At 64.1% G+C, this 14,552-nt stretch carries 18 protein-coding genes and 4 tRNA genes; 14 read left to right on the top strand and 8 right to left on the bottom strand.

The window, feature by feature from the left end; translation table 11 throughout:
- Positions 1-10 precede the first annotated feature (10 nt).
- Positions 11-904, top strand: coding sequence for an alpha/beta fold hydrolase (locus WU80_RS10520; protein WP_014941273.1), 894 nt, complete (start codon positions 11-13; stop codon positions 902-904).
- Positions 905-1,019: 115 nt separating this feature from the next.
- On the opposite strand, the gene WU80_RS26365 is transcribed toward WU80_RS10520, so the two are convergent.
- Together WU80_RS26365 and WU80_RS10510 are read right to left on the bottom strand one after the other, a co-directional pair.
- Positions 1,020-1,442 carry a DUF6188 family protein gene (locus tag WU80_RS26365; RefSeq protein WP_012396375.1) on the bottom strand — a complete coding sequence of 141 codons (423 nt, stop codon included), beginning with the start codon at positions 1,440-1,442 and terminating at the stop codon, positions 1,020-1,022.
- 45 nt (positions 1,443-1,487) lie between these two features.
- Complete coding sequence (locus WU80_RS10510; protein ID WP_023866545.1) at positions 1,488-2,123, bottom strand: TetR family transcriptional regulator; 636 nt, start codon at positions 2,121-2,123, stop codon at positions 1,488-1,490.
- Positions 2,124-2,504: 381 nt separating this feature from the next.
- Between WU80_RS10510 and WU80_RS10505 the strand changes: the two genes are divergently transcribed.
- Entirely contained in the window at positions 2,505-3,104 is a 600-nt protein-coding gene (locus tag WU80_RS10505; protein ID WP_031349047.1) for a TetR family transcriptional regulator, read from the top strand.
- Positions 3,105-3,174: 70 nt separating this feature from the next.
- Here the strand turns inward: WU80_RS10505 and WU80_RS25355 are convergent, their stop codons facing one another.
- On the bottom strand, positions 3,175-3,603 hold the full coding sequence (locus tag WU80_RS25355) for an NUDIX hydrolase (protein WP_012396378.1): 429 nt from the start codon (positions 3,601-3,603) through the stop codon (positions 3,175-3,177).
- A 77-nt stretch (positions 3,604-3,680) separates the two neighbouring features.
- Between WU80_RS25355 and WU80_RS10495 the strand changes: the two genes are divergently transcribed.
- The 5 genes from WU80_RS10495 (at position 3,681) to xerC (ending at position 7,739) form a co-directional block, all read left to right on the top strand.
- The gene (locus WU80_RS10495; RefSeq protein ID WP_012396379.1) at positions 3,681-4,475 is read left to right on the top strand and encodes a GntR family transcriptional regulator; all 795 of its coding nucleotides are present in this window, start codon (positions 3,681-3,683) and stop codon (positions 4,473-4,475) included.
- A gap of 99 nt (positions 4,476-4,574) precedes the next feature.
- Complete coding sequence (locus WU80_RS10490) at positions 4,575-4,997, top strand: hypothetical protein (RefSeq protein WP_012396380.1); 423 nt, start codon at positions 4,575-4,577, stop codon at positions 4,995-4,997.
- Positions 4,994-6,340, top strand: coding sequence for a cell division protein FtsK (locus WU80_RS10485; protein WP_009954443.1), 1,347 nt, complete (start codon positions 4,994-4,996; stop codon positions 6,338-6,340). The genes WU80_RS10490 and WU80_RS10485 overlap by 4 nt, the downstream gene beginning before the upstream one ends.
- Positions 6,341-6,350: 10 nt before the next feature.
- Positions 6,351-6,581 carry an AlpA family transcriptional regulator gene (locus WU80_RS25350; RefSeq protein ID WP_012396381.1) on the top strand — a complete coding sequence of 77 codons (231 nt, stop codon included), beginning with the start codon at positions 6,351-6,353 and terminating at the stop codon, positions 6,579-6,581.
- A complete protein-coding gene (gene xerC, locus WU80_RS10480; RefSeq protein ID WP_012396382.1) occupies positions 6,582-7,739 on the top strand; it encodes a tyrosine recombinase XerC in 1,158 nt (385 codons plus the stop codon).
- A 32-nt stretch (positions 7,740-7,771) separates the two neighbouring features.
- Here xerC and WU80_RS10475 read toward each other — a convergent pair.
- The 3 genes from WU80_RS10475 to WU80_RS10465 form a co-directional block, all read right to left on the bottom strand.
- Positions 7,772-7,848 (bottom strand) — tRNA-Phe (locus WU80_RS10475).
- A 26-nt stretch (positions 7,849-7,874) separates the two neighbouring features.
- Positions 7,875-7,951, bottom strand: a tRNA-Asp gene (locus WU80_RS10470).
- 29 nt (positions 7,952-7,980) lie between these two features.
- A tRNA-Glu gene (locus WU80_RS10465) sits at positions 7,981-8,053 on the bottom strand.
- Between the two features lie 124 nt (positions 8,054-8,177).
- Between WU80_RS10465 and WU80_RS10460 the strand changes: the two genes are divergently transcribed.
- Positions 8,178-8,253 (top strand) — tRNA-Lys (locus WU80_RS10460).
- 27 nt (positions 8,254-8,280) lie between these two features.
- Here WU80_RS10460 and WU80_RS10455 read toward each other — a convergent pair.
- The gene (locus tag WU80_RS10455; protein ID WP_055403490.1) at positions 8,281-9,180 is read right to left on the bottom strand and encodes a class I SAM-dependent methyltransferase; all 900 of its coding nucleotides are present in this window, start codon (positions 9,178-9,180) and stop codon (positions 8,281-8,283) included.
- An 89-nt stretch (positions 9,181-9,269) separates the two neighbouring features.
- Between WU80_RS10455 and WU80_RS10450 the strand changes: the two genes are divergently transcribed.
- The 3 genes from WU80_RS10450 to WU80_RS25345 are packed head-to-tail and all read left to right on the top strand — an operon-like array spanning position 9,270 to position 10,470.
- Positions 9,270-9,767, top strand: a complete 498-nt coding sequence (locus WU80_RS10450) for a nucleoside deaminase (protein ID WP_055403491.1) — start codon at positions 9,270-9,272, stop codon at positions 9,765-9,767.
- Positions 9,768-9,815: 48 nt separating this feature from the next.
- Positions 9,816-10,223 (top strand): metalloregulator ArsR/SmtB family transcription factor, encoded by a 408-nt coding sequence (locus tag WU80_RS10445; RefSeq protein ID WP_055403492.1) that lies wholly within the window; start codon positions 9,816-9,818, stop codon positions 10,221-10,223.
- 43 nt (positions 10,224-10,266) lie between these two features.
- Positions 10,267-10,470, top strand: coding sequence for a zinc transporter Slc39a7 (locus WU80_RS25345; protein ID WP_082459866.1), 204 nt, complete (start codon positions 10,267-10,269; stop codon positions 10,468-10,470).
- Between the two features lie 15 nt (positions 10,471-10,485).
- On the opposite strand, the gene WU80_RS10440 is transcribed toward WU80_RS25345, so the two are convergent.
- Positions 10,486-11,514: an oxygenase MpaB family protein gene (locus WU80_RS10440; RefSeq protein ID WP_055403493.1), complete on the bottom strand. Its 1,029-nt coding sequence runs from the start codon at positions 11,512-11,514 to the stop codon at positions 10,486-10,488.
- Between the two features lie 66 nt (positions 11,515-11,580).
- On the opposite strand from WU80_RS10440, the gene WU80_RS10435 reads away from it, so the two are divergent.
- The 3 genes from WU80_RS10435 (at position 11,581) to dusB (ending at position 14,530) form a co-directional block, all read left to right on the top strand.
- Positions 11,581-12,186: a TetR/AcrR family transcriptional regulator gene (locus WU80_RS10435; protein WP_055403494.1), complete on the top strand. Its 606-nt coding sequence runs from the start codon at positions 11,581-11,583 to the stop codon at positions 12,184-12,186.
- Positions 12,187-12,366: 180 nt separating this feature from the next.
- A complete protein-coding gene (locus tag WU80_RS10430) occupies positions 12,367-13,389 on the top strand; it encodes an acyl-ACP desaturase (RefSeq protein ID WP_055403495.1) in 1,023 nt (340 codons plus the stop codon).
- Positions 13,390-13,396: 7 nt separating this feature from the next.
- The gene (gene dusB, locus WU80_RS10425) at positions 13,397-14,530 is read left to right on the top strand and encodes a tRNA dihydrouridine synthase DusB (RefSeq protein WP_055403496.1); all 1,134 of its coding nucleotides are present in this window, start codon (positions 13,397-13,399) and stop codon (positions 14,528-14,530) included.
- Positions 14,531-14,552: the final 22 nt, after the last annotated feature.

Raw genomic sequence — 14,552 nt, 5'->3', positions numbered from 1 at the left:
ATCGGACCACATGACGATTAGCCAGGGGCGCATCCGCACCAGCGACGGGATCACCCTCGTGGCCGATTGCTACCGCCACGCCGCGACTCGCCCCGTCGTGTTGCTGCTCCACGGCGGCGGTCAGAACCGTCACGCATGGGCCACCACCGCTCGCCGACTCCATTCCCACGGCTACACCGTCGTCGCCTACGACACACGAGGTCACGGCGACAGCGACTGGGACCCCAGCGGACAATACGACGTCGAACGGTTCGTATCCGATCTGATCTCGGTACGAGACCACGTCAGCCCCGACAGTCCCCCCGCCGTCGTCGGCGCGTCGCTGGGCGGGCTGATCATCCTCGCTACCCACCTGCTGGCCCCACCCGACCTCTGGGCAGCCGTTGTCCTGGTCGACATCACCCCACGAATGGAATTTGATGGGGCCCATCGCATCGTGTCATTCATGGCCGCACACCCCGACGGATTCGGCACGCTCGATGACGCCGCCGATGTCATCGCCGAATACAACCCACGCCGCGCGCGACCCGAAAATCTCGACGGCCTGCACAAGGTTCTGCGCCAACGGAGCGACGGGCGATGGATCTGGCGCTGGGACCCCGCCTTCATCAGCTCCAACTTCGATGTCCTGCAAGGCAATCTCATGACCGGCAGCGAGGAGTTCGACGCCATCAGTGGATTTCTCGCCGACGCAGCACGTCGAATCACGGCCCCAACGCTGCTAGTACGCGGCGCACTGTCAGACGTCGTCTCCCAGGACACCGTCAACGAATTCCTCCAGCTCGTCCCACACGCCGAAACGACGGACGTCACCGGGACCGGTCACATGGTTGCCGGCGACAACAACGACGCGTTCACCGCCGCGGTCACCGACTTCCTCGACCGCACAATGGGGATGACATGAAGATCCAATCAATGGACACGGCCCGCCCTGCTATTGATCTCGTTGAATTCGACGAATCCGGCTGCCATTACGACTAAGCGCTCCAGATTGTTCCCTACGCCCCGCATGTAGTGATTTACGTAGTATCTAAGTCGTCGTCTTCGGCAGAAAGGTCGTGCCGAACCGCTCGGACTCGGCCCCGAGGCAGACACGCCATGTAGCCATGGCCTTTGCCATAGAGTTCCCACGCGGTCGCTGCTGCATCTGGGAGGACATCGATGCGGTGTCCGCGGGAGAACCCGAGATGGAGCGACCCGTCATCGTCGAACCAGGCCCGCGTGCATACCGCTCCGGCAAGGTCCAACAACGTCCGCTCTTCCGGCGAAAGGTGGGCGGGGTCGATCAACACCTCTTCCTCGGGCCAGGCTCCTACTGCAGGAAGCGTCAGCCGCATCGGACGGGAGATTACGAGCTCGCTGTAATCGTCGAGGTCGAGTACCAGGCCACCTTGCAGTGAGACTCGCTGAACAGTGCACTGCTCGATCCATTGTGCAGGCATAGCCGCTCCCTTCGACACGTCAGCGGAGCCACACTTATAAGACTTCTAGTATCGCAGCGATACTGTCGGTATTGCTAGAGATCGTTGGCGCCCGCCCACATCAAGAACAAGTCGCATAGCTCCGTCGATGCACTCGCGTGTCTGCTCCGCTGTTGCCCGGCCGCCGACGAAGGCCATCAAGTTGGCCAGCCAGATATCAGCGATGAGCCCTGCGATCTGTCGCTCGTGGATTCCTTCCGTACCGCCACTCAGTGCCCGCGCCAGCATGCTTTCGATCAGATCGGCGGCATGTTGGGCCGCCAGAGCTTCATCGGTGCCAGCAGTAACGAATGCGCGAACCACGGCCTCGGTGAGCTTCACATTTTGCTGCCATTCGTCGTGAAGCCGCCGAGTCAAGGATTCCACTCGCCGAATCGGGGACGCCGCACACGTGCTCCAGTCGCGTTCTTCATCCAGGCGCACGAACTCGCGGGCGAGCAGCGTCACCAGCAGGTGGGTCTTCGACGTGAAATGGTCATACACCGACCCGACCGTGACGCCGGCTTGCTTGGCGACCGATTTGAAGTGGACCGCCTTGAAGCCGCCCAACGTTGCGACCGCCCGGGTGGCGTCGAGGACTGCTGCGCTGCTCGCGGTGTGTGCCCCTGGACGAGACATCGCGGCCTCTACCTCAGCCAACAAGACACAGACCTCTACTGGGGGATGGACCTAGCAACCTGAGGCTTGCGGAGCGCCACTTCTCAGCGGAATGTCGACAACCCGGACAGCACCGAGAACGGCAGGCACGAGCGCACTGTTTGGCGACCGATATAGCCAGCGCCGAATTTGCGCCATGCCGAGCCGGTGTGAAACCTGAGCCCGATTGGCGGGCACCTGTGGCCGCGGCTACTCGCGAATATTCGTGAGGCGACCGCCATTCCCGTGCAATCCGCGTCGCCTGCCTCGGTCCCCGACATCGCGACACCAGCAAAACAACCCCTAGTACTGTTGGTTTCGCTACGCTACTGTTCGTACCATAGCGCAGAAGGAAGCCTGGAATGTCGGATTGACGAAGGCGATGTCATGCCCTCCGCAAACACTGGCTCGTTAAGGGACCGACGCCGCGCCGAGTTGCTCTCGCAGATCCAGGGAACCGCACATCAACTTTTTGCCGAACGTGGATTTGCTGCGGTGACCACCGAGGACATCGCTGCCGCTTCCGGGATATCCATCAGCACGTACTTCCGCTACGCGCCTACGAAGGAAGATCTGCTGATCGCCCCCTTGCGGCAAACGGTCGCTGAAATCGTTGCCGCCTATGGCACTCAGCCATCGGACCAATCAGCAGCCGACGCGCTGATCGCGTTGTTCGCCGAAACCGCGTGGGACAAAACCAATCCGAAGCCGCACTACTGGCAACAAGCCATACTGACCGCCCCCCACCTACTGAGCAAATCGGCACTGATCAGCGATAACGATGGCCGCAAGTTCATCGAACTCGTCGCTGCACGGATGGGCGTCGATGCAGGGTTGGACATTCGTCCCTCGCTGCTTGTCCACACGGCCTTGGCCACCGCACAATTCATACTTCGACGCCGGCTGAGTGAAGACACTAAAACGAGACCACCGCTCCACGTTGAGTTGGAACGGGCCTTGAGGGTTACGTTGGCTGGATTCGACTGAGTGCAGACCGCTTTGGAAGTCCGGGCCGTACGGTTGGCCAACTGCCCGGCAATCTGGTCCGTCATAACCTTTAACCTGAAACGACATTTACTCCATCATGGGCGCGGGAGTGCGGATCTTCATCGAATGCATCTAGAACCCGCACTGCGAAGGCAGGGCTCATCTCACCCTCAACTTGTTCTTTCGTCATCCAACGGACTTCCCGAGCTTCGGCAGTCGGGTGCGTGTCGCCGGCGGCAGGACCGCACCGGTAAACCAGCGCGACAATGCCCTGAGTAAGGTTCTTGTAGACCCCGGTGAGACGTTGCACTGTGACCTTCAATCCAGTTTCTTCGAGCACTTCGCGTCGAACGCCGTCCTCGAAGGACTCGTGCAGTTCGAGTACTCCGCCGGGAGCCTCCCAGCGGCCGTTGTCCTCTCGCCGGATGACGAGAACCCGACCGTCATCCCGTACAACGACCCCGGCGACACTGACCGAGTGCTTTGGCGTAGTTCCCATCGTTGGTCTCCATTGTTCGACGCCGGCAGACGTGACACCGGTTGACTGGCTTCCTAGACTAGTCGTCTAGACATGTAATGGAAGGCTGCCGGGTGCTGCAACTTGGACAAATCGATCGCACCGATGACAAACCACCGTATCGGCAGATCGCGAGCATGTTGCGGGAGGCGATCAGTTCCAGTCGGTTCCCGCCTGGGGAACGACTGCCGTCCGAGGCGGAACTGATCGAGCATTTCGGTGTGGCCCGCATGACCGTAAGACAGGCCATGCAGGAGCTTCGTTCCGACGGACTCGTCATCTCGCAACACGGCCGCGGAGTGTTCGTCCGGCCGACGCCACCAATCCGCAGGCTGGCGTCGGATAGATTCGCACGACAGCATCGCGCCGAAGGAAAGGCGGCTTTTTCCGTCGAGGCAGAGAAATCTGGCTACTCGCCGCAAGTCGACAATATCGCCGTCAGCCGCGAGAAGCCGAATTCGTTTATAGCGGAACAACTTCGAATATCAGCCGACGATGACATCGTCGTGCGATCGAGGCGTTACCTGGCGAATGGACGACCCGTTGAGACGGCCGTCTCGTACATTCCGGCGGCATTTGCCGAAGGCACGAGGATCGAGCAGGTGGATACCGGACCCGGTGGTATCTACGCGCGCTTAGAAGAGCACGGTCATGTGCTTGCTCGCTTCACTGAAGAAGTCGCCGCTCGGATGCCCACTCCTGAAGAACGGCGGCAGCTGGAGCTCGACTCGGGAGTTCCGGTGCTGACGGTGCTGCGAACCGCTTACGACACCAATGACGTGGCGGTGGAGGTCTGCGACACCGTGAAGGTGGCCTCCGCCTACCTGCTCGAATACGAGTTCCCGGCCCGCTGAGCGCAAAGTCTCACACGAATCACGTGTCGGCCGTTGCACTCCTCTAGACGACTATGTAACCTCAACTTGTCTAGAGCAGTTCTACGAAAGGTCGACAAAATGTCTGTGCCGAAGTGGCTCACGCTGTCTCACCAGCAGGTCTTCCCACACAAAGCGTTCGTGGTGTCCGACGTGACGCCGGTGATCGATTACGAGCGGTCAACGAAAGACAACAAGGTTCAGGCGACTGATCGAGAATCAGGCCTGCCGTTGTGGCAGGTGGAAGTCCTCGACGGCGATCCGGCCGCGAGCAAGCGGGCACGCACCCTGACCGTCAAGTTCGCAACGCCAAAGCAGCCTGTGTGCCCACCGAACACTGCCGGAATGCCTTTCACACCAGTGATTTTCGAGGGGCTGTGCGTGTTGCCGTACGTAGACCGTTCGAGCGAATCCGGCCGCATTGCGTGGTCGTTTCGGGCCTCGGGCATGACCGCGGACACCGGCAAGGCGGGGTCCTCAGCGGCAGACCGGGCGTCAGCATGAGTCAGTACGACCCCGTAGTACCTAGCGATCCGTATTCGATTCCAGATCCCGACGCCGGGACGGACCTCTTTGACCTCACGCACGTGCTGACGGTCGGCGCCACGTGGCTCACCGCGGTGACCGGGGTGGTCACCCTTTCGCTCGTCGTTTGGAGACTGCGTTCGCCCGCCACATTTAGGCGCTATGTCGCAACCCCTGCGCGGCGGGCCCGATGGCTGCTATGGGCGTTGATTTCCTGGCCACGAGTTGCCAAGGCCTGCGGGCTGTCGACTTCCGAGCGCGTGGCAGGTACGGACTCGCAGGGCAAGACCACGACGAAGACGGTTTGGACCCACCCTCGCCTTCTCGGAGTGAGCATCTCCGATCACTGTCTGCACATGACCGTCCGCACACGAACGGGCCAGACAGTCGATGACCTCGAAACCGCGGTCCCCGCAATCCGCGACGCTGTCGGGGCACATTCCGCCCGTTCCACGGTGGTTGCACCCGGGACGGTTCGCATGGAATTGGTTATGCGACAACAGCTGTCGGCCATCGAAACTGCTAGACGGCCAACCTGCACCGAGGCAACTGCCGTTAAGATTGGCCGACGCGAGAACGGCTCGGCTTGGATTCTCCGCGTCGCTGGCCTCCACACCCTCACTGTTGGGTGCTCAGGGGCGGGCAAAGGCTCCATTTTCTGGGGCATCGCAGGCGGACTGGGCCCAGCCGTCAAGTCAGGAACCGTCCGGCTGTTCGCCGTCGACCTCAAGTACGGGATCGAAGTGTCAGTCGGCTCCGCCCTATTCAGCAAGATTGCGACAACCGAGGTCGAGGCCGCGAGCTTGCTAAACAAGTTGGAGGAGCTGCTGGATAGCCGTGGCCGCAGGATGGCTGGCCGAGCACGTTCGCACACACCGAGCGCCGCCGAACCGCTAGTCGTGCTGCTTATAGATGAATTGGCGGGCTTGACCGCGTACATGACGGACGCCGCCCTGAGGAAGCAAGTTGCGGGCTCGCTCTCACGCATTCTGACGAAGGGCAGGGCCGTAGGCATCGTGGTCGCCGCCTTCATGCAGGACCCTCGCAAGGAGATTCTGCCCATGCGCGGGTTGTTCACCCAGACCGTTGCATTGCGGCTGCGTTCACGCGACGAAGTCGCGATGGTTCTGGGTGATGGCCTCGCTGATGCCGCACCCGCGCACCGCATCAACCCGAGTGAACCTGGGACCGGATACGTCATCGCCGAAGACGGATCAACGATGCGAGTACGTGCCGACTACTGGCCAGATTCGTTAATCCGTTCTGTTGCACAAGAATACGGTCTCACTTGCCAAAGACCCACTGGCCCCACAGAGAACTGAGGACAGCGGCATGGCAATTCTTGGCATCAACGCCACCACCGCAATAGCGACCTTTCCAGAGCTGCTGACAGCGGAACAGGTGGCGGAGCTGCTTGGCGTGTCCACTGCCACCGTGAGCCGATGGGGCGCGCTACGCGTACACGGCGCAGATGTGGGGCCGCCGTGCTACACGCTATCCGATCGCGTAAGACGTTGGGACGCAGCGGAAGTCCGCGCGTGGCTCAAGCAGGTGCGCCGCTAAGTGGCCGGATCAGTACCGCGCGGCATCCGAAAGCGGACGAATTCAGCCGGCCAGGCGCGCTACCAAGTGCGCTACCTGGTGCGCGATCCAAACTCCCCGTCAGGATGGGTCGAGACGTCATCGACGTTTGCCACCATGCGGGAAGCGCGCGCGTTCAAGGCCGATCGCGACGGCGAGGCGGCGATCGGCGCCCGACGATTCGACCCCAGACTTGGCCGCGCCAGCCTCTCCGCTATCTGGACGCAATACAGCGCATCGAAGCAGCCGGCCGTTTCCCCCAAGACGTGGAGCGGCTACGCGCAGCATTGGGAGCTACGTATCAGCCCGCGCTTCGGCCATGTCCCGGTTGACGAGATCAGCCGGAAGGACGTGCAGCAGTTCATCGGCGGCCTCACCGTGGGCCCGTGGGCCAAACTCGCCACGCTCCGGCTGCTGCGCTCGATTCTCGACATGGCTCGCGAGGACGGCCGAATTCACATCAACCCGGCCCAGGGTGTGTCATCCGGTCGGATTCCGGCGCGGGAACGTCACCGCTACCTCTCCGCCACGGAAGTCGCCGCCCTGGCACACGCCTGCGGCGACCAAGGCGACATCGTCACAATCCTGGCCTTTACCGGTCTGCGCTGGTCCGAACTCGTCGGCCTGCGCGTCGGCGACATCGACCTCAAAGCACGCCGCCTCTACGTCCGCCAAGCCGCCCCGGACGTAGAGGGCCGAATCATCGTCGGGCCGCCGAAAACTCGCGCAGCCGTCCGAACCGTCCCACTCCCCCGAATCGTCATCGACGCGCTGAAGCCACGAATCGAAAACCGCTCGACTAAAGAGCAAGCGATCACATCACCAAATGGCGGCTTCCTGAGATCAAACAACTGGCGCAGACACACCCACTGGAACAAAGCCCTCAAGAAAACCGGCCTGGCGCCGCTGACGATCCACGACCTCCGCCACACGTACGCCAGCCTCGCCCGCAAATCCGGGGCCGACCTCCGCTACGTCCAGAAGACCATGGGGCACTCGACCCCGACCGTCACCGCCAACATCTACAGCGACCTCTACTCAGACGAACTCGACCACGTCGCTACGAATCTCGACCGGCTCAATGACGTCGCCAAAGACCAGGCGAACGGACAGGAACCGGACACACCGAAACATCCATAGAGTGCTGTCACCGCGTCCGTGCAGCTCAAGATTGGTGGCCAGGGGCGGGATCGAACCGCCGACCTTCCGCTTTTCAGGCGGACGCTCGTACCGACTGAGCTACCTGGCCGGAAGGCATGAAGTGCCTCGCCGAGTTGGCGACCCTGACGGGACTCGAACCCGCGACCTCCGCCGTGACAGGGCGGCGCGCTAACCAACTGCGCCACAGGGCCTTGCTACTGCTCCGCGTCACCGCGTCGCGTACCCCCAACGGGATTCGAACCCGTGCTACCGCCGTGAAAGGGCGGCGTCCTAGGCCACTAGACGATGGGGGCCAGAACCGAATCACTCCGGGGTACTCACAACGAGGTTTCGTTAGGAGCCACGTCAGCTTAGGTCACCGCAGGCCCAATCCTCAAACGAGCCGCGTTTGGGGCCCAAGTATCCTGAATCTCCGCGGCCCCTATAGCTCAGTTGGTAGAGCTACGGACTTTTAATCCGCAGGTCCCAGGTTCGAGCCCTGGTGGGGGCACCAACGTGGTCAGGCTCGGCAGATCCGCGCTCAGCGCCCGAGCACCGCGCTGCTGTAGGTCACATCGGCGAAGGCCTGGGCGACGTCGTCGTCGGCGTAGACAAAGCCGTTGGCCGCGTGCAGTTCCGCGACGGTCCGCGACGACGTCTCCCAGCCGCGCTGGCTCAGGTGGTCGACGATGTGGCTGCGCTCGCCGTGGTACACGAGGTCGTTGAAATCGACCGAGAAGCCGAGTTCGCTCATCCGTTCGTAGTGCGTGCGCCAGCGCGGGTCGGCGAAAATCGCGGTGTCGGGCACGAAGTCGAAGGCCAGGCGGCTGCCGGGGGCGCTCAGGGCGGTGATGTTGTCGAACAGCGCGTCCTGGGCCTCCTCCGGCAGATACACCAACAGGCCCTCGGCGCTCCACGCCGACGGGGCCTGCGCATCTAATCCCGCGCCGCGCAGCGCCGCGGCCCAGTCGTCGCGCAGGTCGATAGCAACGGTGCGCCGCTCGGCCGTGGGTTCGGCGCCGAGTTCCTCGAGGGTCGAGGTCTTGAACTCGATCACCTCCGGCATGTCGACCTCGTAGACCACGGTGCCGGCCGGCCACGGCAGGCGGTAGGCGCGCGCGTCGAGGCCCGATGCCAAGATCACCGCCTGGCCGATGCCGCCCCGCGTCGCCTCCAGGAAGAAGTCGTCGTAAAACCTTGTGCGGCAAGCCATGCTGCGCGCCATCCGGTGCGGATTGAACTCGGCATCCCCGCCGACCGGGATTTCGCCGTTGACCATCCGGACATAGACATCGATGCCGACGGCGCGCACCAGCGGCGCCGCGTACGGGTCGTCGATCAATTTGGCGTCGGAGGACAGGGCCCGTTGCGCCGCGACCATCGTCGCCGTCGCCCCCACGCTCGTCGCCAGATCCCAACGATCACGATCGGTGCGCGCCATGGTGCTCCCTCATCCCGACCAAATTAAATAGGCAATCTATCAGTATCGCCGGCCCGATTCCCAGCCCCGGCGCGACTACCCTGCGACGTGTGACCGACTTTGCGCAGCGGACGATCGACCTGGCTCGCCAAAACGTCGCCGAGGGTGGTCGCCCATTCGCGACGGTGATCGTCAAGGACGGCCAGGTCCTGGCCGAGAGCGCCAACAAGGTGGCCCAGACGAACGACCCGACCGCGCACGCGGAAATCCTGGCCATCCGCGAGGCGTGCACGAAGCTCGGCACCGAGCACCTCGTCGACGCCACGATCTACGTGATGGCGCATCCCTGCCCGATGTGCCTGGGCTCGCTGTACTACTGCTCACCCAAGGAAGTCATCTTCCTGATCACGCGCGAGGACTACGAGCAGTACTACCTCGACGACCGCAAGTACTTCGAGGTGTCCACCTTCTACGACGAATTCGCCAAGAGCTGGGACCAGCGGCGGCTGCCCATGCGCTACCGGCCGCAGGATGGCGCGGTGGAGGTGTACCGGTTCTGGAACGAACGCAACGGCGGTCAGCGCCGGTCGACGGTCGTCCCAACCTGAGGAAGATCACCGCTGGCGAGCATCGGCCATCTTGACTACTATTTGCGTATGCATGCAGATAGTAGCGCAGGTCGGTTGCCGGACGACCAGGCCAGCCTGGTGGTCGAGGTCTTCCGGATGCTGGCCGACGCCACCCGCGTGCAGGTGCTGTGGTCGCTGACCGACCGGGAAATGTCGGTCAACGAGCTGGCCGAGCACGTCGGCAAGCCCGCGCCGTCGGTCTCCCAGCACCTGGCGAAGCTGCGAATGGCGCGCCTGGTCAGCACCCGCCGCGAGGGAACCACGATCTTCTACAGCCTGGAGAACGATCACGTCCGCCAGCTCGTCATCGACGCCGTCTTCAACGCCGAACACGCCGGACCGGGCGTGCCGGGCCATCACCGCGGGGATGCCGGCCTCAAGGCCGTCAGCGAATCGGCCCGCCCGGCCAACCGGCGGCGCAGCGACGCCAAGTGAATACCGAAGCAGCACAGCACAGTTGACCCGAGGAGACTCAGCGGTGACCGAGCAACACACCCATGACACGCCCCACGAACACCAACACGACCATGGCGACTTCATGCACGCGCACGCGCACACCACGCATGAGCACGAACACGTGCAGCACGAGCACTCACACACCCACGGCGACGGGACCGAGCACACTCATCAGCACGTGCACCAGGCCGGCCTGGAAGACGTTCACGGTCACTCCCACCCATAGCGTGGGCGGGGCGGCTCAGGAGACCACGGGGCAGTAATGCTTCGGGTCGCCACGATGTTCCACGGGCGGCAGGTTGCGCGCCGGCGTCTGGGGCAGGGGCGCGTCGGCCAGGATGCGCCCGGCCGCGCGGTCGAGGCCGGCGCGGGCCCTCGGGTGCTTGCGGTACCTGGGCGGCACAAACGCGAAGATCAGCCGCACCAGGTTGCCGAAGCGGCGGTGCAACCACTCGTCGCGGTCGGACCACTGGAAGCCCAGCCGTTCGCGCACGGCCGGGTGATACAGGCCGACGGTGAGCCAGACGAAGAACGGCCGCGACAGCCTGGTCAGGCCGCCCCACAACCAATCCGGGAGCCAGGGAGCGATCGGCAGCTTGTCATACAGGGTCAGATCCAGCACGGCCCGCGTCGCATAATTGTCCTCTAATACGTTGCGGCACATGTGATCCCAGTAGGCCTGGAACTCTTCCCAGCTCTGGGGCACCGGCCGCATGCTCATGCCGTACATCCGATACCACTGAACGTGTTCGTCGAAGAGCTGGCGCTTGTCGGCCTCGGTCAGACCTCCCCCGAACCGTTCGGCCACCAGGATTGTGCCCATGAAGAACGTCGAGTGCGCCCAATAGAAGACGTCGGGATTGAGTGCGTGATACCGGCGCCCCTGGTCATCCACGCCCTTGATGTCGGTGTGGTAGTCGCGGACCTCCGCCCCCGTAATAGGAGCCCGGTCGCCGTCGAAGACCACGCCACCGATCGGGTACAGCGACCGCATCACCCGCGGCAACGGTTCGCGGAAGAACGTCGAGTGTTGCTCCACCGCGGCGCCCAACTGCGGGTGCATGTTCTGCATGGAGCCCGCGAACGGGCCTTGCAACATCCCGCGCCAGTCGCCGAAGTACTTCCAGGTCAGCGAGTCGGGGCCCAGCGGCGTCGGCGGTGCCTCGTAGCCCATCGCCGACACCGGGCAGCCTTCGGCTACGGCACCGGACGCTTCGGGCGCGCCTTGACCGCTGGTCGGTGGCACCGGTGCGGACGTATGTTGAGTCACTAGTGAATTCCTACAGGTGTCGGCAAACTGACTACATGCGTTGTCAGTTTCGAGCTTAGGAGCGATGTGCAGTCCGGTCAACGCCGGGGCCGCTGGACCGGCGTCCCCTTGGGGGATCGCCTCGCCCTTCGTCGCGACAACCTCATCGACGCCGGCGTGCAGTTGCTCGGCAGCGACGCTCGGCCGGCGCTAACCGTGCGCGCGGTGTGCCGCAAGGCCGCGCTGACCGAACGCTATTTCTACGAAAGCTTCTCGGACCGTGACGAATTCGTGCGCGCGGTGTACGACGACGTGTGCACGCGCGCGATGAGCGCGCTCACGTCGGCGAATACCCCGCGCGAAGCCGTCGAAAAGTTCGTCGAGCTGATGGTCGACGACCCGGTCCGCGGGCGGGTGCTGTTGCTGGCGCCGGCGTCCGAACCGATATTGACCCGCTCGGGCGCGGAGTGGATGCCCAATTTCATCGAACTGCTGCAGCGCAAGCTGTCCCGGATCGGCGACCCCGTGCTGGAGAAGATGATCGCCACCAGCCTGATCGGCGGCCTGTCGAGCCTGTTCACCGCGTACCTGAACGGGCGGCTGGGCGCGACGCGCCAACAGTTCATCGACTACTGCGTCAACATGCTGTACATCACGGCGGCCCCCTACGTGCCGGCACCCGAGCTCGGGTAGCGCGCGACCAGGTGTTTATCTGCCGCAGCCCGGCGGCAATCCTGAAGGCCTGCGGGGCCGATCGGGCGTTTCGAAAAGTGGAATTCAACCGTGACGCGACGCGCGGCCAGGCAGCTTGATGCTACTGAAGTACACAGATATATTGACTGCTACCCGCCGACACAGATAACTGGAGGCCCCATGTCAGCCGAGCTGACACACCTACAGCTGCTGCACGAGCTCGAGCCGTTCGTCGAGCAATACCTGAACCGCCACGAGAGCATGCACAAGGACTGGAACCCGCACGACTACATCCCGTGGTCGGACGGTAAGAACTTCTACGCGCTCGGCGGCCAGGACTGGGATCCGGAGCAGAGCAAACTCTCCGACCTCGCCCAGGTGGCGATGGTGCAGAACCTGATGACCGAGGACAACCTGCCGTCATACCACCGCGAGATCGCGATGAACTTCGGCTTGGACGGGCCGTGGGGCCAGTGGGTCAATCGCTGGACGGCCGAGGAGAACCGGCACGGGATCGCGCTGCGCGACTACCTGGTGGTGACCCGCGCCGTCGACCCCGTCGAGCTGGAGAAGCTCCGCATCGAGGTGGTGAACCGCGGCTTCAGCCCGGGGCAGAACCAGCAGATTCGCGCCGACCTGTTCGCCGAGAGCCTCTTCGACTCGGTCATCTACGTGACGTTCCAGGAGCTGGCGACCCGGATTTCCCACCGCAACACGGGCAAGGCCTGCAATGAGACCATCGCCGATCAGTTGCTGGCGAAGATCTCGGCCGACGAGAACCTGCACATGATCTTCTACCGCGACGTCAGCGACGCCGGGTTCAGCGCGGCGCCCAACCAGGCGATGAAGTCGCTGCACAAGGTGCTGCGAAATTTCCAGATGCCGGGCTATCAGGTACCTGAGTTCCGCCGGAAGGCCGTCGCCATCGCCGTGGGTGGCGTGTACGACCCGCGCATTCACCTCGACGACGTGGTCATGCCGGTGCTGAAGAAATGGCGCATCTTCGAGCGCGAGGACTTCACCGGTGAGGCGGCCGCCATGCGCGACGACCTTGCGCTGCTGATCAAGGAACTCGAGCAAACCTGCGAGAAGTTCGAGATCTCCAAGCAGCGCCAGCTCGAGCGGGAAGCCCGCACCGGCAAGAGGACGACCGCGTTCGAGCTGCACCGGACCGCGGGCACGCTGACCATGAGCCGGCGGTAACCAAGCGGTGCGGATCGGTCCCATCGCGCTCCCCAGCCCGGTGGTGCTGGCCCCGATGGCGGGTGTGACCAACGTCGCGTTCCGGACGCTGTGCCGGGAACTGGAACAGGCGAAGGTCGGCACCGTCAGCGGGCTGTACGTCTGCGAGATGGTGACGGCGCGCGCGCTCGTCGAGCGGCACCCGGCCACCATGCACATGACGGCCTTCGCGCCCGACGAGTCGCCCCGCTCGTTGCAGCTCTACACGGTGGACCCGGCGACCACGTACACGGCCGCCAAAATGATCGCGGACGAGGGCCTGGCCGACCACATCGACATGAATTTCGGCTGTCCGGTGCCCAAGGTCACCAAGCGCGGCGGCGGCGCGGCGCTACCCTACAAGCGCCGGCTGTTCGGGCAGATCGTCGCGGCGGCGGTGCGCGCCACGGAAGGCACCCGGATCCCGGTGACGGTCAAGTTCCGCGTCGGCATCGACGACGAGCATCGCACGCACCTCGACGCCGGCCGCATCGCCGAGGCCGAGGGCGCCGCTGCCGTCGCGCTGCATGCCCGCACCGCGGCGCAGCGCTACTCCGGCACCGCCGACTGGGAGCAGATCGCCCTGCTCAAGCAGCACGTGCGGACGATTCCGGTGCTGGGCAACGGCGACATCTACGACGCCAGCGACGCACTGACCATGATGGCCACCACCGGGTGCGACGGCGTCGTGATCGGCCGCGGTTGCCTGGGCCGGCCCTGGCTCTTCGCCGAGCTCTCGGCCGCGTTCACCGATAGCCCGGCCCCCACCCCGCCCACGTTGGGCGAGGTCGCCGACATCGTCCGCCGGCACGGGCGGCTGCTGGCCGCGCACTTCGGCGAGGACAAGGGCATGCGCGACATCCGCAAGCACATCGGTTGGTACCTGCACGGCTTTCCGGCCGGCTCGGAGCTGCGCCGGGCCCTGGCGATGGTCAAGACCCTCAACGAACTCGACTCGCTGCTAAGCCAATTGGACCCCACCGTGCCGTTCCCGGACGCGGCGAGCGGCCCGCGGGGCCGGCAGGGCTCACCGGCCCGGGTGGCGCTGCCCGAAGGCTGGCTGGCCGACCCCGACGATTGCACCGTCCCGGCCGGTGCCGACGTGATGCACTCCGGCGGCTGATCCACCGCTCGAAATCGCGTCT

This window comes from Mycobacterium sp. UM_11 (genome assembly GCF_001414075.1).
Lineage (GTDB): Bacteria > Actinomycetota > Actinomycetes > Mycobacteriales > Mycobacteriaceae > Mycobacterium.
Note: the sequence above shows the minus strand (reverse complement) of the source record. Positions and strands in the feature narration are given on the sequence as shown.